Genomic DNA, 18,518 nt, shown 5'->3' with positions numbered 1-18,518 from the left:
CTCCGGGGCCTTGGCTGGCGTGCTGCAGGCCGGAGGCGGCGGCGTACACGTCAGGCGCGGGGTAGGAAGACGTCGGCAAGCATCTGGCTGCGCGGCAGACCGGCCATGTAGAGGCGCCGCGAGAAACTTTCGACCGTCTCAGGATGGCCGCAGAGTAAGGCGAGGGTCTGCCGCGAAACAAGGCGCAGTTCGGCCAAAGCAGCCGGCAACTGCGCCGCCGTCACCAGGCTGACCTGCAGATTCGCATGCTGTTGCGCCAGTGCCTGCAACTCGTCAGCCAGGTAGTGTTCGGCCGCCTCGTGCGCCACGTGCAGCAGGCGGATAGCCCCCTGGTGCTGCTCGCGCAGCGCCTCTCGCAACACACCGTACAACGGCGCCAGCCCGGTGCCGGCGGCCAGCAGCCAGAGTGGCCGTGCCTGCCAGTCGGCATCGTAGTGCAGCGCCCCGCCACGCAGCTCCCCCAGCCTCAGACCATCGCCGAGCTGCAGCCGACGGGCTGCGTCGCAGAAGGCGCCAGGCAGGCGGCAGTCGATGTGGAACTCCAGCCAGTCGTCCTCGCCGGGCACGCTGGCCAGCGAATAGGGACGCGCCACCCCTTGCTCGGTCCAGAGCACCAGGTGCTGGCCGGGGCGATAGCGCAGCGGCCTGGCCGGTTCGAGGCGCAGGCGCAGTACCTGCGGACTCGGCCAGTCGAGCGCAACGACCCTGGCCGCCAGGCCATCGCGTTGCGGATCGAAGGGCTCCACCTCGAGATCGCCCACCACCTGGCACTGGCAGGCCAGGCGCCAGCCCTGCGCACGCTTGTCCGCGGCCAGCGCCTCCGGCCGACGATCCAGCGGTTCCCCGCTCAGGCAACGCACCATGCAGGCATGGCAACTGCCCGCGCGGCAGCTGTAGGGCACCGCCACACCACCACCGAGCAGCGCATCGAGAAGATTGCTCTGGCCAGCGACCTGCAACTGCCGATCCCCCACGCGCAGCTCAGGCACCCGCACGCTCCCAGCTGGCATCGCAACGGTTGCGGCCACCGCGCTTGGCCTGGTAGAGCGCCTGGTCGGCGCGCTGCAAGGCTTCATCGAGTTCATCCCCGGCGAGCAGCAGAGTCATGCCGGCGGAAAGGCTGAGGTTGTCGACCACCACGCCAACCGGCTCGGCGCTGGCGAAGGCCTCGCGCAGACGCTCGCAGCAGGCCGTGAACTGATCGGCATCGGTATTGGGCAACAACAGGACGAACTCCTCACCGCCGTAGCGGGCAATGACATCACCATCACGCAGACAGGCGCGGGCGACTGCGGCGAAGGTCTGCAGAACCCGGTCACCGGCAGCGTGACCGTGAGCATCGTTGATTCGCTTGAAATGGTCCAGATCGATCAGCGCCAGGCCATGCTGCCGTCCGGGCCCCATGTTCTCCAGCTCGCGTGCGGCCAGGCGCAGGAAATGCCGGCGGTTGAACAGCCCGGTGAGTTCGTCGGTGGCCACCAGGTCCTCCAGCTGCCGCATCATCCCGCGCAGGGTGTCCTGGTGCGCCTGCAGGGCGAAACGACGCTGACGCACCCGCTTGCGCATCGCCTGCACGTAGCTGGAGAACAGGCACAGCCAGACCAGCAGGATGAACAGCACCCAGACCTGCAGCCAGGCCATGCTCGGGTCCACCAGCAGCATGCGGTAGGCCTCGATCAGCACCATCGCGGTGAAGCCGAAGAAGGCGAACAGCGCGCAGCGCACGAACACCCGGGGCGGCAACTGGAACACACCGAACAGCAGGATCAGCACGTAGAAGACCATGAGGACGCCACGCGCAGTGTCGAAGAAGGCCAGTACCGGTGGCTGCCAGGCCAGCGCCACCAGCACCTGGGCCTCGGTCAGGCTGGGGTCGTCGAAACGCAGGTTGCGCCCGGACAGAAACAGCCAGAGAAACACCAGCTGGCTGCCCATGACGCCCAGCGTCAGCCAGGCCGCGGTCGATACGGAACCGATGAAGAGGCCGTTGAACACGGCAAACCAACAGACGAGCGCCATCATCACGTACGTGCTGAAGGCCATGGCGAAGCGTTTGAGCAACAGGCTCTGCAGGCTGCGCTGCGTTCCCCGAGGAGTGCTTGGGCTCATGGGCTCCGTCCCATAATGGCATATCGCCTTACTCTACCCCTGTGATCACAAAAATCCTAGGCCGCTGACAAGCACCCGCCGCCTTTGCCATCGACCTTCGGCGGCTGTGCCGGTCGCGGCCGTCGCGGTATACTGCCGCGCCTTTTCGGGGCACCTCGAAAAAACACCGCGCTGCGCGCGCAGGACTGCCGCCGTGCAGAACACGCCGGCGAGGTGTTTTTTGAGATGCCCTTTTCGCCGTCGCGCCGGGTCATGACCCGGCGCGTGCTCATAGATGTTCCCTGATAGAGGAGCGCCCCAATGACCGTGATCAAGCAGGACGACCTGATCCAGAGCGTCGCCGACGCGCTGCAGTTCATCTCCTATTACCACCCCGTTGACTTCATCCAGGCCATGCACGAGGCCTACCTGAAGGAAGAGTCGCCGGCCGCCAAGGACTCCATGGCGCAGATCCTGATCAACTCGCGCATGTGCGCCACGGGCCACCGCCCGATCTGCCAGGACACCGGTATCGTCACCGTGTTCGTCAAGGTCGGCATGGACGTGCGCTGGGACGGCGCCACCATGAGCGTCGACGACATGATCAACGAAGGCGTGCGTCGCGCCTACAACCTGCCGGAAAACGTCCTGCGCGCTTCGATCCTGGCCGACCCGGCAGGTAGCAGGAAGAACACCAAGGACAACACCCCGGCGGTCATCCACTACTCGCTGGTCCCCGGTGACAAGGTGGAAGTGGACGTCGCGGCCAAGGGCGGCGGCTCCGAGAACAAGTCGAAGATGGCCATGCTCAACCCGTCCGACTCCATCGTCGACTGGGTCCTGAAGACCGTGCCGACCATGGGCGCCGGCTGGTGCCCACCGGGCATGCTCGGCATCGGCATCGGCGGCACCGCCGAGAAAGCCGCGGTCATGGCCAAGGAAGTGCTGATGGAGCACATCGACATCCATGAACTGCAGGCCCGCGGCCCGCAGAACCGCATCGAAGAGCTGCGTCTGGAGCTGTTCGAGAAGGTCAACCAGCTGGGCATCGGCGCCCAGGGCCTGGGCGGCCTGACCACCGTGCTCGACGTCAAGATCATGGACTACCCGACCCACGCCGCCAGCCTGCCGGTGTGCATGATCCCCAACTGCGCCGCCACCCGTCACGCCCACTTCGTGCTCGACGGTTCCGGCCCTGCCGAACTGGAAGCGCCGGATCTGGACGCCTACCCGGAAATCGTCTGGGAAGCCGGCCCGAGCGCACGCCGCGTCAACCTCGACGAGATCACCCCGGAAGACGTGCAGAGCTGGAAGCCGGGCGAGACCATCCTGCTCAACGGCAAGATGCTCACCGGCCGCGACGCCGCGCACAAGCGTATGGTCGACATGCTGAACAAGGGCGAAACGCTGCCGGTGGACCTGAAGGGCCGCTTCATCTACTACGTCGGCCCGGTCGATCCGGTCGGTGACGAAGTGGTGGGCCCGGCAGGTCCGACGACCGCCACGCGCATGGACAAGTTCACCCGTCAGATCCTCGAACAGACCGGCCTGCTGGGCATGATCGGCAAGTCCGAGCGTGGTCCGATCGCCATCGACGCGATCAAGGACAACAAGGCCGTGTACCTGATGGCTGTCGGTGGTGCCGCTTACCTCGTGGCCCAGGCGATCAAGAAGTCCAAGGTGCTGGCCTTCCCCGAGCTGGGGATGGAAGCCATCTACGAGTTCGAGGTCAAGGACATGCCGGTCACCGTCGCCGTCGATACCAACGGCGAGTCGGTGCACATCACCGGCCCGGCGATCTGGAACAAGAAGATCGCTGAAAGCCTCGCGGTGGAAGTGAAGTAAGGCAGCCGCAAGCGATACGCTGCAAGCTGCAAGGAGAAGCCCGGCCCCGTGCCGGGCTTCTGTGTTTTCAGGCGTCCCGTAGCAGTTGCCGGCCGCGCGCCAGGTAACTGTCCATCTCCGCCTCCGGCACCATGCTGCCGCCGGTGGCCCAGACCAGGTGAGTCGCCCGGGCCATGCGCTGCGGCGTGAGGCCCATGCGCTGGCGATAGCCCTGCCGTTCATCCAGCACGCGCAGCGGCCCCGGCATGCCAGCCAGGGCGGAAGGTTCCAGGCGCTGCCCTTCGGTCTCCTCCAGCAGCGCCAGGTAGCGGAACAGCTGATCGTCGCTGACCGTGTAATAGCCGTCGATCAGGCGCTGCATCGCACGTCCGACGAAACCGGACGGCCTGCCGACCGCCAGGCCATCGGCCGCCGTGCGGTTGTCGATAGCGAAATCCTGCACCGCCAGTTCGTCATGCCGGCCGCTGTAGACGCCCAGCAGCATGCACGGAGAATGCGTTGGCTCGGCGAACAGGCAGTGCACCGCATCGCCAAACGCCAGCTTCAGGCCGAAGGCCACGCCGCCCGGCCCTCCGCCGACGCCGCACGGCAGATAGACGAACAAGGGATGCTCGGCATCGACCACGACGCTGGCGGCCGCCAGCTGCTGCTTGAGGCGCTCACCGGCCACGGCGTAGCCGAGGAACAGGTGCCTGGAGTTCTCGTCGTCGACGAAGTGACAACGCGGGTCGCCCTCCGCCTGGCGCCGCCCCTGCTCCACGGCGACGCTGTAGTCGCTGGCGTACTCGACCACGCTCACGCCATGGGCACGCAGCTTGTCCTTCTTCCATTGCCGGGCATCGGCGGACATGTGCACCGTGGCCTGGAAGCCCAGCCGCGCGCTGATGATGCCGATCGACAGACCGAGATTGCCGGTGGAGCCGACCGCCACCTGGTAACCGCCGAAAAAGGCGCGCAGCTCGTCACTGTCGAGACAGGCGTAATCGTCATCGAGACCAAGCAGCCCGGCGCCCAGAGCCAGTTCCTCGGCGTGCTTGAGCACCTCGTAGATGCCGCCACGGGCCTTGATCGAGCCGGAGATCGGCAAATGACTGTCACGCTTGAGCCACAGTGCGCCAAGGTCGCCGCCGCCCTGCCCGCTCAGCCACGCCTGCATGCGCGGCAGGGCGAGGATGTCCGACTCGATGATGCCGCCACTGCCTGCCGTCTGCGGAAACACCCGCGCCAGATAAGGGGCGAAGCGCTTCAGCCGTGCGCTGGCGTCGGCCACATCGGCAGCGCTCAGGCCAACGTCGGCCAGTGCCTGCGCGACAGGCGCCACGCCCGGATTGAACCAGCTGGTTTCGTGCAGCGCGATCAACTCGTCGAGCAGCGGGTATTCCGCGCACCATTGGGCGAGCGACTTGCCAAGGATCATCGGGCACTCCTCATCGAGGGCAGAGAACAGCCGGCATTAGACGACGGCCGAGCCGATCTGGCAAAGGCCGCTGAACGACCGGCGGAACGGCTGCGCCGCCTGCACGAGGTCTTCGCCCGCGAGGAGCTGCCGGAGATTCTCGCCATGCCGACGCGCGCCAACCTCGCCGGCAAGGCGGCCGAGGATTCGCTCTAGCGCGCCGCGCTGCCGAAGCGGCGCCGGTAGTCGCCCGGCGCCACGCCCACTAGGCGGGTGAACACCTTGCGAAACGCCCCCGCATCGCGATAACCCACCTGCCAGGCCACCTGGTCGATGCTCTGACGGGTGAACTCCAGCAACTCGCGCGCCCTGGTCACGCGCACCTGCTGGCAATACTCGGTGGGTTTCAGGCCCGTGGCGGCACGGAAGCGCCGCAGGAACGTGCGCTCGCCCAGCCCCGCGCGCTCGGCCATACCGCTCAGGCTGGCATCGGCCATGGCCTGGCCCTGCAGCCAGTGCTGGACGCTCAATACCGCCGCGTCGCCATGATCGAAACTGGGCACGAAGCTGCTGAACTGGCGCTGCGATTCACGGTTCAGGTCCACCACCAGATAGCGCGCGGTTTCCGCGGCGATGGTCGGCCCCAGCAGGCGCGTCACCAGCGCCAGTCCCAGGTCGGTCCAGGCCATCAACCCGCCGGCGGTGACCAGGTCGCCATCGTCGACCACCATGCGCTCGGGCAGCACCCGCACCTTGGGGTATCGCTGCGCCAACTCTCCCGCCAGCGCCCAGTGGGTGGTCACCGTGCGGCCGTCGAGCAGGCCGGCGGCTGCCAGGGGAAAGGCGCCGGCGCAGACCGACGCCAGGGTCACGCCCGAGCCGTGCAGGCGCGCCAGCCAGTCGCGGTAGGCGCTGTGCAGCACATAGCCGGCGGCGGCATCCAGGCAGGGTGGCAGCACCACCACCTGCGGCGCGCCGTCGGCCTGCGGCTGGCTGTCGAACACCCGCCGGACCTGGCCATCGTCATCCGCCTGCCAGTGACTGACCCGCAAGCGGCCCAACCCCTCGCGCTCCGGGCTGGCCGCCATGCGGTTGGCCACCGCGAACAGGTCGCCCAGCCCGTACACCGCCGCCAGTTGCACGCCGGGATACAGCAACAACCCGATTTCCAGGCAGCGCCCGCTCATTGTCAGTTTCTCCCCGCAAATTGTCGGCCACGCCCATCCCGGGCCAGCGCCGTGACGGCTAATGTTCGCTGCACATCATCCCATGGAGAGCAACATGAGCAAGCGTGCCCTGATTCTGATCGACATCCAGAACGACTACTTCAACGGCGGCAAGTGGACGCTGCACGGCATGGACGCGGCTGCGGGCAACGCGGCGCGCATCCTCGAGGCGGCGCGCCAGGCCGGCGACCTGGTGATCCACGTCCGCCACGAGTTCCAGAGCGCCGACGCGCCCTTCTTCACCCCGGCCTCCGACGGCGCGCGCATCCACGCCAGCGTGCAGCCACTGGCCGGCGAAGCCGTGGTGCTCAAGCACCGCGTGAATGCCTTCCTCGACACCGAGCTCAAGGCCCTGCTCGATCAGGCCGCGATCGAACAGGTCACCCTGGTGGGCGCCATGAGCCATATGTGCATCGATGCCGCGGCGCGCGCCAGCAGCGACTTCGGCTACGCCACCTGCGTGGTGCACGATGCCTGCGCGACACGCGAGCAGACGTTCGAGGGGCAATCGATCGGCGCCGCCGAGGTGCATGCCGCCTACATGGCCGCGCTGGCCTTCGCCTATGCCCAGGTGCTGTCGACCGAGCAGTACCTGGCGGACTGATCAGCTGCCGAAGCGCTGCAGCTGCATTTCATGCAGCCGGCTGCGGGTGCGCTGGAACGCGAAGTCGAGGTAGCCCTGGGTGTACAGCTCATCCAGCGCCACCTCGGCATCGATGTACAGCGCTACGCGGCGGTCGTAGCACTCGTCGACCAGGGCGATGAAACGCCGTACCGCATCGTCGTTGCGCGCCAGTGCCGGCAGTTGCCGGTCGCCGGCGTCGACGCGCTCGGCGCCGTCCTCGGTACCCCGGGCAATGCGCCCCTCACGTGGCGGCCCGCCCAGGCGCGGCACCTCGCTGAGAAAGATCGCCGTGTGTCCCTGGCACAGTTCGATGAAGTCGGCGGCGGCCAGCGGCTGCTCGCACAGCTCGCTGAAACGGCACCACAGCAGCGCCGGGCTGTGGCCCAGTGTCGCGATGCAGCGGTGCGTCAGCTGCAGCGGCCCTTGCACCACCTCCTGTCCCGCGCTCAAGCGGGCGAAGGCCTCGGCCAGCGCCTGCGGCTGCCGCACCCAATAGCGCTGCGCGATCACACCGGGGTGCAGGCGATGGTCCTCGTCGCCATCCACCGCCACCACCTGCATGTGCTGCTCGAGCGCGGCGATGGCAGGCAGGAAGCGCTCGCGGTTGTAACCCCCCTCGTACAGGCGCTCGGGGGGCTGGTTGGAGGTGGTCACCAGCACCACGCCCTGCTCCACCACCAGGCTGAGCAGGCGGCCGAGCAGCATGGCGTCGCCGATGTCGCTGACGAACAGCTCGTCGAAGCACAGCACGCGCACCTCGCGCCCCAGTTCCTCGGCCAGCAGGCGCAACGGGTCGGCATTGCCGGTGAGCTGGAACTGGCGGCGGTGTACCCACTGCATGAAATGATGGAAATGCTGGCGCCGCGCCGGCACCCGCAAGCTGTTGTAGAAGCTGTCCATCAGCCAGGTCTTGCCGCGTCCGACCGGGCCCCAGAGGTAGACGCCCGCTGGCTGCTCGCCACGCTGCAGGGCGACGTGGCAATGCTGCAGCGCGAGGACCGCACGCTGTTGCGCGGCATCGGCGACGAAGCCGCTGGCCAGCGCCCGCTCGTACGCGGCCTGGGGCGAGTCCGCCGGGGCCTGCTCGATGATGGTCAACGCAGCACCAGCCGACCGTCGTCCAGCTGCCGCGGCCAGTCGCGACGCGTGAATACCTGCCCCTGCTCGCGCACGCGGCGCACCTCGTCCAGGTCCAGCTCGCAGATCAGCCAGTGGCTGCGCTCAGGGCACAGCTCATCGCTCTCGGCCACGATGCCGCTGGCCGGCATGCCGTAGTCCGAAGGCACGTACAGCGAGGCGCGGCCGTAGCCTTCGTCCAGCGACGGCGACCAGGGCGCCAGGCCGACGGTGGGTGAATGCAGCACGGCGATCTGGTTCTCCAGGGCGCGGGCCTGGGCGCCGATGCGCACGCGGTGGAAGCCGGCGACCGTATCGGTGCAGCTCGGCGCCAGGATCAGGTCCACGCCGGCCTCGGCCAGGGTATGCGCCAGCAGCGGGAACTCGTTGTCGTAGCAGATCAGGATGCCCAGCTTGCCCAGCGCCGTGTCGAACACCTTGAGGCCATTGCCGGCAGCGATGTGCCAGTGCTCGACCTCGAAGCGGGTCATGATCAGCTTGTCCTGAGAGCCCAGGTTGCCCTGCGGGCCGAACAACCAGGCCCGGTTGCGATAGACGCCATCATCGTCCAGCACCGCCACCGAGCCCGGCATCAGATGGACGTTCAGGCGTCGCGCCAGCTGCTCGCACAGCGCCAGCCAGCGCGGCAGCAACGGCTGGATGCCGGCGATGGAGCCGTGCAGGTCGCCGCGCTCGGCCTCGGGCAACAGGCCGGTCAGCACCAGTCCGGCGTACTCGGGCAGCAGCAGCAGGTCGGCGCCCTGCCCGGCCGCCTCCTCGCAGAGCGCAGTGAGGTGGTCGGCATAGGCCTCCCAGCTCGGCAACAGGTCGATGTGGTACTGACAGGCGGCAACCTTGATCATGCAACAAGCTCCTTGAGCCAGAACGACATGGGCTTGGCCGATTCCTCGGTCTCGTCCAGGTCGCACCAGTGGTATTCGGTATGCAGTTCCGGGTGGTGGCGATAGCCACGGCGCTTCCAGAATTCGTCCAGCGGCTGATAACCCTCGGGGCGCCGCGGGTGGTCGACCGCTCGCTGCACCGCGCAGAAGGTACACCAGTCGATATGCCCCAGGCGCCGCGCATGGGCCTCGCGCTCGGCGAAGAAACGCACGCCCAGGCCGCGCCCGCGCCAGGCCGGCAACAGCACCGACTCGGCGCAGTAGAACAACCGTGCCGGGTCCCAGCCGCCGGCGATGAAGGGGCGCTGAAAGGCTTCGCTCTCGTCGGCCAGCGGCAGCCCCGTGGACGCCCCCACCACCCGTCCCGCGTCGCGCACCAGCACGCACAGGCTGCCCGCGCTGCGCACGTAAGTCTCGAGATACTCGGCCTCGTAGTCGAGGCTGCCGTCGTAGAGGTAGGGGAAATCGCGGAAGACCGTGATGCGCAGGCGCGCCAGGTCTTCGATGTGGGGGGCTATCTGCGGCCCCTGGAGCAATTCGATGTCCATCGGCAGTCGTTCGCCAGCAGCAGGATGACGCCGGCGGCTATGCCGACGAGAAGGGGCGAACTTATCATGCGAACCGACAAACCACTAACCACGCTACGAAAGGAACTTAGCCATGACCGCCACCGAACTGGTGCAGGCCTACTACGACGCGTTCAACGCCGGGGACATGCCCGCCTTCCTCGACCTGCTGGCCGACGACGTGGTGCACGACATCAACCAGGGTGAGCGCCAGGTCGGCAAGACCACCTTCGCCGCCTTCATGGACAAGATGAACCGCTGCTACCGCGAGCGCCTGAGCGACATCGTGATCATGCAGAACGCCGGCGGCGACCGCGCCGCAGCCGAATTCGTGGTCCACGGCGAATACCTGGCCGACGACGAAGGCCTGCCGCCGGCGAGTGGCCAGACCTACGTGCTGCCGGCCGGCGCCTTCTTCGAGATCAGGGCCGGCAAGGTCGCGCGCATCAGCAACTACTACAACCTCGGCGATTGGGTCGCGCAGGTGGGTTGAGCGCCGCGTGCCGGGCGTTCAGCAGTCGAAACCGTGCTCCTCGCGGTAGTACGCCGCCTGCTCGGCGGGCATCTGCTTGAACAGTGCACAGACCGTGAAGCTGCCCACCTGGCGGCCGTTGCGCAGGTAGCCCCAGTCGGTGATCTGCTCGCGGCTGAAGCGCAGCTGCTGCCCCCAGGTCACGCTCTTGACCACACGGGGCTCGTTGGCCACCTCGCCGACGAAGCCCTGATCGAGCACACGAAAGTGCGTGATCCAGAACGTCTCGATGCCATGTTCGTCCTCGACCATGACCTGCACCCGGAACCCCTGGGTGCCGGCAGGGGGCGCGGCGGCCAGTTGCAGGAAGTCATCCAGGGTACGCTGCGCCTCGCGCACCGCGGCGGCAATGGCCGCATCCTGCCGATCGGCGGTGACCACCTCGTTGGTGTCACGTGCCTGGACGCCCAGAGCGGCCAGGCTCAGCGCGCACAACGCAGAAACCAGTTGGATACGCATGCGGATTCCCTCCCTGCCAGTTGCCTGTTCTATTCGCTGAACGCCGCCATTGCCTCGTCCGGGCAACGCGCCGTCTCATCCACCAGTTGCCATTTCACCCAGCGCTCCAGGCGGCTGTACCAGGCCATGTCGCTGGTATCCAGCCACTGACGGGCCTCCTCGCTGCCGTTGCTGGCCGCGCGCTCCAGCCACAGGCGCCGTTGCACCTGGTTGACGCGGGTGCCACGCCCGTAGCTGTAGGCATCGCTGAGGCTCATCTGCGCGTCGGCATCATCCCTCTCGGCCGCCTGGCAGGTCCAGTACAGCGCCTTGTCGTCGGCCAGGCTGAAGTGCATGCCCAGCTCGTCGTCGCTGGCCATGTCCTGAACGCCCGAGGCGTCGTTCCCGTAGAGCCATCCCAGCAGGTACATGGCTTTGACGTCGCCCTGCTGCGCGGCCTGTTCCAGCCAGGACATGACCCTGACCCGCTCAGCGCTATCGCCAGGATTCTCGATGTAGTCGAACGCCAGCTCGATCTGCGCATGCACCAGCCCCTGCTCGGCTGCCATGTTCATCCAGCGCACCCGCTCAGCGCCAGGATCGTCCAGCAGTTGGTCGCGGTACAGCAAGGCGAGTTCGAATGCCGCGCGGGTGACGCCTTGCTCCGCCGCACTGGCATACCAGAGCCGACTCTGCTCGTACTCCTGCTGCGTATAGAACAGGAAGCCGACGCTGAACTGGGCACAGGCGTCGCCATCGATGGCCAGCTCCAACTGCGAGCCAAACTGTGATCGGTCGGTGTTCAGCGAGCACTCCACCACAGCCGCCTGGCAGGTGGAAGCGAACAGCGCCAGGAGGCAGGCGAACAGGCTGCGCCGGGCAATGAGCCTTGCAGGCATGGGGGTCATCCTTGATCTGAAGTCGTGTGTCGTCTGCGCACGAATGCCGGCCAGCAAAGCACCGTGCTCCGGGCATGGCAAGCCTTTGGCGGGGTTGCAGGCCCGATAGTGGCACAAACTGTGATCACCTTCATGCCCCTGCCGCCCCTCCGTCCACCGCCGCCCTTTGCGGGTAATCCCGCGTTTTTCCATCACTTAATACAACGTTAAGCCAGGCTCCACACAATCGCTCCCAGGTTCATCAGCGAGGTTCCACACATGGAACTACCTTGGGCGCATCATGATCGTCCCGTTGCCCGCATCGGTCGTGGCGACAGTTACGAACTTCACCTGGCTTCTCCCGACAGCGCCCGCCGCGCGGCGCTGGAGCAGTTCATCCGCCAGCGCTTCGAAGTGCAGTACGACGCACATATCCGGCACTTCATGCCCTGCCTGTTCGGCCTGGAAAACCAGGCCGGGCAACTGCTCGGCGCCGTCGGCGTGCGCAGCGGCAGCAGCGGCCCGCTGTTTCTCGAACGCTACCTGGACGAACCGATCCAGCACGCCATCGGCGCCCGCCTGGGCCACGCCCAGCCTGGCCGCGGCGAGGTCGTGGAGGTGGGCAACCTGGCTGCCGACAGCCCGGGCGCCGCGCGTCTGCTGATCGTCGCCCTGACCGACCTGCTGGTGGCCCTGGGATTTCGCTGGGTCACCTTCACCGGCACGCCGACACTGCTCAACAGCTTTCAGCGCCTGGGGCTGACCCCCATCGCGCTGGGCGAGGCCGATCCGGCGCGCATGGGCGATGAACTGGCCGACTGGGGCCGTTACTACGACAACCGCCCGCTGGTCATGGCCGGCGACATCCATGGCGGTCATCAGCGTCTGCTGCAGCTGGGCGCCTATCCGCGCCTCGGCCATCAACCGCTCTATGCCCTGGAGGACATGCCCGATGTGGTCTGCAGCTGAATCCCTGTTCGCGCGCATGGCCACCTTCGGCCCGCGCACGGCGCTGGCCGAGGTTGGCCACGAGCTGACCTACGACGGCCTGCTGGCAGCCGTGGCCAGCCGCAGCCGGCACCTGCGCGAGCTGGGTGCACAGCGCGTGGCCCTGGCCCTGGACAACGGCATCGACTGGGTGCTGTGGGATCTGGCAACGCTGCATGCCGGCCTGGTCTGCGTACCGCTGCCGGCGTTCTTTTCCGCCGAGCAGCAGCGCCACGTGCTGGACAGCGCCGGCATCGACCTGCTGATCGGCGCCGGTGCGCCCGGTTTCGCCAGCCTGGAGGGTGACATCTATCGCCGCAGCGTGGCGCACGTGGCCGAGCTGCACCCCGGCACCTGCAAGATCACCTACACCTCCGGCACCACCGGCCAGCCCAAGGGCGTGTGCCTGGATCTGGCCACGCAACTGGCGGTGGCCGGCAGCCTGGTCGAGGCCAGCGCCAGCCGTGACGTGCAGCGGCACCTGTGCATCCTGCCGCTGGCCACCCTGCTGGAGAATATCGCCGGCGTCTATGCGCCGCTGTTGGCAGGCGCCCGGGTGGAACTGATGCCCATGGCGCGGATCGGCCTGAGCGGCGCCAGCGGCTTCGACCTGGCGCGTTTTCTCCAGGCGCTGCAGGCGGCCCAGCCGAACAGCCTGATCCTGCTGCCGCAGCTGTTGCTGGCGCTGGTCAGCGCGGCCGAGCGCAGGCTGCCGGTGCCGGGCTCGCTGCGCTTCGTCGCGGTCGGTGGCGGCCGGGTCTCCGCGCAGCTGCTGGAACGTGCCGACGCGCTGGAGCTGCCGATCTTCGAGGGCTACGGCCTGTCCGAGTGCGCCTCGGTGGTCTGCCTCAATACCCCGCAAGCGCGCCGCATCGGCAGCACCGGCAAGCCGCTCGGGCACCTGCAGGTCAGGCTGGCAGACGACGGCGAGGTGCTGGTGAAGGGCGCACGCATGCTCGGTTACCTCGGCGAGTCGGCGCCGCAAGGCGAATGGCTGGGCAGTGGTGACCTCGGCCATTTCGAGCAGGGTTTCCTGGTGCTGCACGGGCGCAAGAAGCATCAGTTCATCACCGCCTACGGGCGCAACGTCAACCCGGAGTGGGTCGAATCCGAGCTGGTCCAGCAACTGCCCATTGCCCAGGCCTGGCTGCATGGCGAGGCGCTGCCGGCGAACGTCGCCGTGCTGGTGCCACGCTTTGCCAACACCCCCGACGCGCAGTTGCAGGCGGCCGTGGACGCGGTCAACCAGGACCTGCCGGACTACGCCCGCGTGCACCACTGGCTGCGCGCCGATACGCCTTTCAGCGCGAGCAACGACCTGGCCACGGCCAACGGCCGCCTGCGCCGCCCTGCCCTGTTCAACCATTACCAAGCCGCCATCAGCCAACTGATGACCGAAGGAGTACACGCATGAGCTTCTACGAATCCCTGCTGGCCCAGACCCAGGCCGAACGCGACTACCTGCTCGGGGCACCGATCATCCAGCAGGCGATGACCGGCCAGGTCGCCCTGCACAGCTACATCGCCTTCCTCACCGAGGCCTACCACCACGTCAAGCACACCGTGCCGCTGCTGATGGCCTGCGGCGCGCGCCTGCCGGAGCGCCTGGAGTGGCTGCGCGAGGCCATCGCCGAGTACATCGAGGAGGAGTACGGCCACCAGGAGTGGGTACTCAACGACATCGCCGCCTGCGGCGCCGATCAGGAAGCGGTGCGCAACGGCACCCCGCGCCTGCCCACCGAACTGATGGTGGCCTATGTCTACGACCGCATCGCCCGACACAACCCGGTGAGTTTCTTCGGCATGGTCAACGTCCTCGAAGGCACCAGCATCGCCCTGGCCACCCAGGCGGCCGGCATCATCCAGGACAAGCTGCAACTGCCGAACAAGGCGTTCAGCTACCTCAACTCCCACGGCAGCCTGGACCTGGAGCACATCGAGTTCTTCAAGAAGCTGATGAACCGCCTGGACAACGACGACGACAAGGCCGCCGTGGTGCACACCGCCAAGGTGGTCTACCGCCTGTACGGCGACATGTTCCGCAGCCTGCCGCTGTCCACCGAGGAGTGACGCCATGCAACCAACGGACTGCCGCGCCCTGCTCACCGGCGCCAGTGGTGGCATCGGCCAGGCCCTGGCCGAGCGCCTGGCCAGCGAGGGGGCCCACCTGCTGCTGGCCGGCCGCCGCCTGGAGCCGCTGGAGCCGCTGCTCAAGCGCTTTCCGCAACAGATCCAGCTGGTCCAGGCCGACATCGGTACACGGGCCGGGCGGGATGCGCTGGTCGCCGCGGCGCAGAACTTCGGCGGGCTCAACTGTCTGATCAACGCGGCCGGGGTCAACCGCTTCGGCCTGCTCGACCAGCAGGACGAGCAGCAGATCGCCGAGCTGATCGGTCTCAACGTCACCGCCACACTGCAACTGACCCAGCGCCTGCTGCCACTGCTGCGGGCACAGCGCCGGGCCCTGCTGATCAACGTCGGCTCCACCTTCGGCACCATCGGCTACCCGGGCTTCGCCGCCTACTGCGCGAGCAAGTTCGCCCTGCGCGGTTTCTCCGAAGCGCTGCGCCGCGAACTGGCCGACACCAACGTCGGCGTCCTCTACTTCGCGCCACGGGCCACCCGCACGCCGATGAACGCGCCCAGCGTGGTGGCGATGAACGACGAGCTGGGGGTGGCCATGGACGACCCCGAGCAGGTCGCCGGCGAGCTGCTCCAGGCCATTCGCCACGAGCAGGAAGAACGCTACCTGGGTTGGCCCGAGCGCCTGTTCGTGCGCCTCAACGGCCTGCTGCCGCGGGTGGTCGACCAGGCCCTGCGCAAGCAGTTGCCGATCATTCAACGCTTCGCCCGTCACAAGCACTGAGGAGATTGCCCCGTGAACGCATTTCGCACCCTGATCATCGCCGCGCTCGGCTGTGCCGCCCTGCCCGCCTTCGCCCTGAGCGAGGGCGGCCAGACCCAGCTGCATCAGTTGCAGACGCGCTGGGCCGAGATCAACTACCAGTTGCCGGAGAAGCAGCGCGAAGAAGCCTTCGGCAAGCTGGTCACGCAGGCCGACGCGGCCCTGGCCGGCGAACCCAAGGCGCCGGAGCTGCTGATCTGGCGCGGCATCATCCTCAGCACCCAGGCTGGCGCCAAGGGTGGCCTCGGCGCGCTGAGCCTGGTCAAGCAGGCCAAGTCCAGCCTGGAGCAAGCCCTGGCGATCGACCCGCAGGCACTGGCCGGCTCGGCCTACACCAGCCTCGGCAGCCTGTACTACCAGGTGCCCGGCTGGCCAATCGGTTTCGGTGACGACGACGAAGCCGAGAAGCTGCTCAAGCAGGCCCTGGCGATCAACCCCGACGGCATCGACCCGAACTACTTCTACGCTGACTACCTGCAGCGCAAGAAGCGCTACGCAGAAGCCCGTGACGCACTGCAGAAAGCCCTGGCCGCCAAGGACCGTCCAGGCCGCGAACTGGCTGACAAGGGACGCCGCGCGGAAGCCCAGGCGCTTTTGCAGCAGGTCGAGGGTAAACTCAAGTAATTCATCTGCAGGAGCTGCCATGCGCATTCTTCTCGTCGAAGACGACCCGGCCCTGGGCGAAGGCATTCGTACCGCGCTGAAACCCGAGGGCTACACCGTGGACTGGCTGCAGGACGGCGCCAGCGCCCTGCACGCCCTGAGCCACGAAAGCTTCGAACTGGTCATCCTCGACCTCGGTCTGCCGCGCATGGACGGCCTGCAGGTGCTCAAGCACCTGCGGGCCGCCGCCAACCCGGTGCCGGTGCTGATCCTCACCGCCCGCGATGCCACCGGCGACCGCATCGCCGGGCTCGATGCCGGCGCCGATGATTACCTGGTCAAGCCCTTCGACGTGGCCGAACTCAAGGCGCGCCTGCGGGCCTTGTTGCGGCGCAGTTTCCAGCGCCCGCAACCGGCACTGGAATACCGCGGCGTGCGCCTCGACCCGGCCAGCCAGCTGGTCGAGTACCAGGGCCAGACCGTGAACCTGCCGCGCAAGGAATTCCTCCTGCTGCACGAATTGCTGATCCAGCCCGGCCGCGTGCTGACCCGCGACAAGCTGCAGCAGGCGCTGTATGGCTGGGATGAGGAAGTGGAAAGCAACGCCCTGGAAGTGCACGTGCACCACCTGCGCAAGAAGTTCTTCCCGGAGCTGATCCGCACCGTGCGTGGCGTCGGTTATCTGGTGGACAAATGAGGGTGCTGAAGACCTTCGGCTCCATCCGCACCCGCCTGCTGGTTCTGTTGCTGCTGATGCTCGCCGCCAGCTTCGGCCTGATCAGCCACAAGATCTACAACGACTCCGTGCACGAGGTGCGCGAGCTGTTCGACGCCCAGCTGTCGCAGACCGCGCGCCTGCTGATGGGGCTGATACGTCATGACCTCGACGAGAGCGGGCGCCGCGAGATGCAGACGGTGCTCGACGAGGCGCTGCTGCTGCACAGCGCGCGCAACCCGGAGAACCTGCTCGGCCACGAATACGAAGGCAAGCTGGCCTTCCAGATGCTCGACGACGATGGCGAGCTGCTGTTCCAGTCCGCCAGCGCCCCGCCGGGGTTGCTCAACGACATGATCGAGCAGCTCGGCCTGGCCCTGCCCGATGGCGAACAGCCGATGCGCGAGCGCCTGGCGCAGCTGGCCCGCTACCTGATCGGCTACCACACGCTGAACATCGGCGAGCATCGCTGGCGGGTATTCGTCCTGCATGACAGCCGCGACTACCACTGGGTACTGGCTGGCGAACGCGAGGATGTGCGCGGCGAGCTGATCGGCAAGATCGCCCAGCGCAGCCTGCAGCCGTTGCTGATCGGCCTGCCGCTGGTCGGGCTGTTGCTGTGGCTGGCGGTCGGCTGGGGCCTCAGCCCCCTGCAGCGCATGGCCGACGCCATTCGTGGCCGGGCACCGGACAACCTGTCGCCGCTGGTCTTCCCGCCGCTGCCCAACGAGCTGGAACCGATGGCCGCCGCGCTCAACCGTCTGCTGCTGCAGGTCAACCAGTTGCTGGAGCAGGAAAAACGTTTCATCGCCGATGCCGCGCACGAACTGCGCACGCCGCTGGCGGTGCTGCGTATCCACGCGCAGAACGCCCTGGAAGCGCCGGATGCCGCTGACCGCGACGAAGCCCTGCGCCAGCTGGGCGGCGGTGTCGACCGCGCCACCCGCGTGGTGGCCCAGTTGCTGACCCTGGCGCGCCTCGACCCCAACAGCGTGCGCCTGAGCATGGGCAAGACGGACCTGCTGGCCTTCCTGCGCAGCGAACTGGCCGAGCTCACCCCGCTGGCCCTGAACCGCCAGCAGGACCTGGTCCTGGAAGCCGACGATCAGGGTGACTACGACCTCGTCGCCGACGCGCCAAGCCTGGGTATTCTGCTGCAGAACCTGGTGAGCAACGCAGTGCAGTACACACCCGCCGGTGGCTGCATCCAGGTCCAGTTGCTGGCCAGCGCGCAGGCGCTGGTGCTGCAGGTGCAGGACAGCGGCCCCGGGGTACCGGCGGAACTGCGCGAGCGCCTGTTCGAACGCTTCTTTCGTCTCGGCGACGGCCAGGGTGCGGGGCTGGGGCTGTCCATCGTACGCCGGGTGGTGGAGTTGCATCAGGGCAGCATCAGCCTGGAAGACTCGCCGCTCGGTGGCTTGCAGGTCAGCGTACGCCTGCCTCGACGCCTGGCCTGAGGCGCCGGTTGCCCGCTGAAGTGGCGGGCAATCGCTCAGGCATAGCCATTGATAATTGCCAGCATAGAAACAATCCAGTTTCTCAATGAGACTGCCACACCGATCATGGCCGCCTGTTCGCCTCATCACCCAGGAGCCCCAGACATGAGCCTGATCAAACGTTTCCTGCAGTCGTCCCGTCCCGCCCGGCAAGCCGCCGACACACCCGCGGAAGCGCATCCGAACTTCTGGATGTATCT

General features: G+C 67.4%; 20 protein-coding genes. 11 read left to right on the top strand and 9 right to left on the bottom strand.

Translation table 11 applies throughout. The annotated features are described in order from the left end of the window. Positions 1-50: 50 nt before the first annotated feature. Positions 51-989 carry an iron-sulfur-binding ferredoxin reductase gene (locus E4487_RS17075; RefSeq protein WP_175253925.1) on the bottom strand — a complete coding sequence of 313 codons (939 nt, stop codon included), beginning with the start codon at positions 987-989 and terminating at the stop codon, positions 51-53. Beyond that, the gene (locus tag E4487_RS17070) at positions 982-2,109 is read right to left on the bottom strand and encodes a diguanylate cyclase (RefSeq protein ID WP_037048075.1); all 1,128 of its coding nucleotides are present in this window, start codon (positions 2,107-2,109) and stop codon (positions 982-984) included. The genes E4487_RS17075 and E4487_RS17070 overlap by 8 nt, the downstream gene beginning before the upstream one ends. 300 nt (positions 2,110-2,409) lie before the next feature. Between E4487_RS17070 and E4487_RS17065 the strand changes: the two genes are divergently transcribed. Further along, positions 2,410-3,933, top strand: a complete 1,524-nt coding sequence (locus E4487_RS17065) for a fumarate hydratase (RefSeq protein WP_037048077.1) — start codon at positions 2,410-2,412, stop codon at positions 3,931-3,933. Between the two features lie 67 nt (positions 3,934-4,000). Here E4487_RS17065 and dsdA read toward each other — a convergent pair whose 3' ends face one another. Beyond that, positions 4,001-5,350 carry a D-serine ammonia-lyase gene (gene dsdA, locus E4487_RS17060; RefSeq protein ID WP_175253924.1) on the bottom strand — a complete coding sequence of 450 codons (1,350 nt, stop codon included), beginning with the start codon at positions 5,348-5,350 and terminating at the stop codon, positions 4,001-4,003. Here dsdA and E4487_RS24920 point away from each other — a divergent pair. Continuing rightward, positions 5,324-5,545, top strand: coding sequence for a hypothetical protein (locus E4487_RS24920; protein WP_373921540.1), 222 nt, complete (start codon positions 5,324-5,326; stop codon positions 5,543-5,545). The genes dsdA and E4487_RS24920 overlap by 27 nt on opposite strands. Here the strand turns inward: E4487_RS24920 and E4487_RS17050 are convergent. Continuing rightward, positions 5,542-6,516: a GlxA family transcriptional regulator gene (locus E4487_RS17050; RefSeq protein ID WP_152488873.1), complete on the bottom strand. Its 975-nt coding sequence runs from the start codon at positions 6,514-6,516 to the stop codon at positions 5,542-5,544. The two genes, E4487_RS24920 and E4487_RS17050, sit on opposite strands and share 4 nt — an antisense overlap. Positions 6,517-6,610: 94 nt before the next feature. On the opposite strand from E4487_RS17050, the gene E4487_RS17045 reads away from it, so the two are divergent. Then, the gene (locus E4487_RS17045; protein WP_175253923.1) at positions 6,611-7,159 is read left to right on the top strand and encodes a cysteine hydrolase family protein; all 549 of its coding nucleotides are present in this window, start codon (positions 6,611-6,613) and stop codon (positions 7,157-7,159) included. Here the strand turns inward: E4487_RS17045 and zapE are convergent, their stop codons facing one another. From zapE to E4487_RS17030, 3 genes are read right to left on the bottom strand one after another with little or no spacing between them, the layout of a single operon-like run. Further along, a complete protein-coding gene (gene zapE / locus E4487_RS17040) occupies positions 7,160-8,278 on the bottom strand; it encodes a cell division protein ZapE (protein ID WP_218952982.1) in 1,119 nt (372 codons plus the stop codon). After that, on the bottom strand, positions 8,275-9,159 hold the full coding sequence (locus tag E4487_RS17035) for a carbon-nitrogen hydrolase family protein (protein ID WP_150609955.1): 885 nt from the start codon (positions 9,157-9,159) through the stop codon (positions 8,275-8,277). The genes zapE and E4487_RS17035 overlap by 4 nt, the downstream gene beginning before the upstream one ends. After that, positions 9,156-9,746 (bottom strand): GNAT family N-acetyltransferase, encoded by a 591-nt coding sequence (locus tag E4487_RS17030; RefSeq protein WP_175253922.1) that lies wholly within the window; start codon positions 9,744-9,746, stop codon positions 9,156-9,158. The genes E4487_RS17035 and E4487_RS17030 overlap by 4 nt, the downstream gene beginning before the upstream one ends. A 112-nt stretch (positions 9,747-9,858) precedes the next feature. Between E4487_RS17030 and E4487_RS17025 the strand changes: the two genes are divergently transcribed. Continuing rightward, positions 9,859-10,257 (top strand): ketosteroid isomerase-related protein, encoded by a 399-nt coding sequence (locus E4487_RS17025; RefSeq protein WP_175253921.1) that lies wholly within the window; start codon positions 9,859-9,861, stop codon positions 10,255-10,257. An 18-nt stretch (positions 10,258-10,275) separates the two neighbouring features. Here the strand turns inward: E4487_RS17025 and E4487_RS17020 are convergent, their stop codons facing one another. Next, a complete protein-coding gene (locus E4487_RS17020) occupies positions 10,276-10,755 on the bottom strand; it encodes a YegJ family protein (RefSeq protein ID WP_051800529.1) in 480 nt (159 codons plus the stop codon). 29 nt (positions 10,756-10,784) lie between these two features. Continuing rightward, the gene (locus E4487_RS17015; RefSeq protein WP_175253920.1) at positions 10,785-11,633 is read right to left on the bottom strand and encodes a tetratricopeptide repeat protein; all 849 of its coding nucleotides are present in this window, start codon (positions 11,631-11,633) and stop codon (positions 10,785-10,787) included. Positions 11,634-11,891: 258 nt separating this feature from the next. On the opposite strand from E4487_RS17015, the gene E4487_RS17010 reads away from it, so the two are divergent. Genes E4487_RS17010 through E4487_RS16980 form a run of 7 tightly spaced genes read left to right on the top strand, consistent with a single transcriptional unit; the run spans position 11,892 to position 18,279 of the window. Continuing rightward, positions 11,892-12,581, top strand: a complete 690-nt coding sequence (locus tag E4487_RS17010) for a thermostable hemolysin (protein WP_175253919.1) — start codon at positions 11,892-11,894, stop codon at positions 12,579-12,581. Further along, the gene (locus E4487_RS17005; RefSeq protein ID WP_175253918.1) at positions 12,565-14,013 is read left to right on the top strand and encodes an AMP-binding protein; all 1,449 of its coding nucleotides are present in this window, start codon (positions 12,565-12,567) and stop codon (positions 14,011-14,013) included. Before E4487_RS17010 ends, E4487_RS17005 begins: the two co-directional genes overlap by 17 nt. After that, entirely contained in the window at positions 14,010-14,669 is a 660-nt protein-coding gene (locus E4487_RS17000; protein WP_037048100.1) for a TenA family transcriptional regulator, read from the top strand. Before E4487_RS17005 ends, E4487_RS17000 begins: the two co-directional genes overlap by 4 nt. Positions 14,670-14,673: 4 nt before the next feature. Then, positions 14,674-15,465: an SDR family oxidoreductase gene (locus E4487_RS16995; RefSeq protein WP_134676771.1), complete on the top strand. Its 792-nt coding sequence runs from the start codon at positions 14,674-14,676 to the stop codon at positions 15,463-15,465. A 12-nt stretch (positions 15,466-15,477) separates the two neighbouring features. Then, positions 15,478-16,128, top strand: coding sequence for a tetratricopeptide repeat protein (locus tag E4487_RS16990; RefSeq protein ID WP_150609969.1), 651 nt, complete (start codon positions 15,478-15,480; stop codon positions 16,126-16,128). Between the two features lie 19 nt (positions 16,129-16,147). Next, the gene (locus E4487_RS16985) at positions 16,148-16,804 is read left to right on the top strand and encodes a response regulator transcription factor (RefSeq protein ID WP_047591139.1); all 657 of its coding nucleotides are present in this window, start codon (positions 16,148-16,150) and stop codon (positions 16,802-16,804) included. After that, on the top strand, positions 16,801-18,279 hold the full coding sequence (locus E4487_RS16980; RefSeq protein ID WP_175253917.1) for an ATP-binding protein: 1,479 nt from the start codon (positions 16,801-16,803) through the stop codon (positions 18,277-18,279). Before E4487_RS16985 ends, E4487_RS16980 begins: the two co-directional genes overlap by 4 nt. Positions 18,280-18,518 lie beyond the last annotated feature (239 nt).

Origin of the sequence: Pseudomonas sp. BMW13 (assembly GCF_013357275.1) — a bacterium.
In the GTDB taxonomy this organism is placed as follows: Bacteria; Pseudomonadota; Gammaproteobacteria; order Pseudomonadales; family Pseudomonadaceae; genus Aquipseudomonas; species Aquipseudomonas khazarica.
This window is presented reverse-complemented; position numbering and strand designations above follow the sequence as displayed.

Coding starts and splice junctions, on each gene's coding strand:
- E4487_RS17010 (WP_175253919.1), top strand. CDS start 11,892: ATGGAACTACCTTGGGCGCATCATGATCGTCCCGTTGCCCGCATCGGT.
- E4487_RS17025 (WP_175253921.1), top strand. CDS start 9,859: ATGACCGCCACCGAACTGGTGCAGGCCTACTACGACGCGTTCAACGCC.
- dsdA (WP_175253924.1), bottom strand. CDS start 5,350: ATGATCCTTGGCAAGTCGCTCGCCCAATGGTGCGCGGAATACCCGCTG.
- E4487_RS17005 (WP_175253918.1), top strand. CDS start 12,565: ATGTGGTCTGCAGCTGAATCCCTGTTCGCGCGCATGGCCACCTTCGGC.
- E4487_RS16985 (WP_047591139.1), top strand. CDS start 16,148: ATGCGCATTCTTCTCGTCGAAGACGACCCGGCCCTGGGCGAAGGCATT.
- E4487_RS17030 (WP_175253922.1), bottom strand. CDS start 9,746: ATGGACATCGAATTGCTCCAGGGGCCGCAGATAGCCCCCCACATCGAA.
- E4487_RS16995 (WP_134676771.1), top strand. CDS start 14,674: ATGCAACCAACGGACTGCCGCGCCCTGCTCACCGGCGCCAGTGGTGGC.
- E4487_RS17015 (WP_175253920.1), bottom strand. CDS start 11,633: ATGCCTGCAAGGCTCATTGCCCGGCGCAGCCTGTTCGCCTGCCTCCTG.
- E4487_RS17035 (WP_150609955.1), bottom strand. CDS start 9,159: ATGATCAAGGTTGCCGCCTGTCAGTACCACATCGACCTGTTGCCGAGC.
- E4487_RS17050 (WP_152488873.1), bottom strand. CDS start 6,516: ATGAGCGGGCGCTGCCTGGAAATCGGGTTGTTGCTGTATCCCGGCGTG.
- E4487_RS17070 (WP_037048075.1), bottom strand. CDS start 2,109: ATGAGCCCAAGCACTCCTCGGGGAACGCAGCGCAGCCTGCAGAGCCTG.
- E4487_RS17065 (WP_037048077.1), top strand. CDS start 2,410: ATGACCGTGATCAAGCAGGACGACCTGATCCAGAGCGTCGCCGACGCG.
- E4487_RS16980 (WP_175253917.1), top strand. CDS start 16,801: ATGAGGGTGCTGAAGACCTTCGGCTCCATCCGCACCCGCCTGCTGGTT.
- E4487_RS17000 (WP_037048100.1), top strand. CDS start 14,010: ATGAGCTTCTACGAATCCCTGCTGGCCCAGACCCAGGCCGAACGCGAC.
- E4487_RS17020 (WP_051800529.1), bottom strand. CDS start 10,755: ATGCGTATCCAACTGGTTTCTGCGTTGTGCGCGCTGAGCCTGGCCGCT.
- E4487_RS17045 (WP_175253923.1), top strand. CDS start 6,611: ATGAGCAAGCGTGCCCTGATTCTGATCGACATCCAGAACGACTACTTC.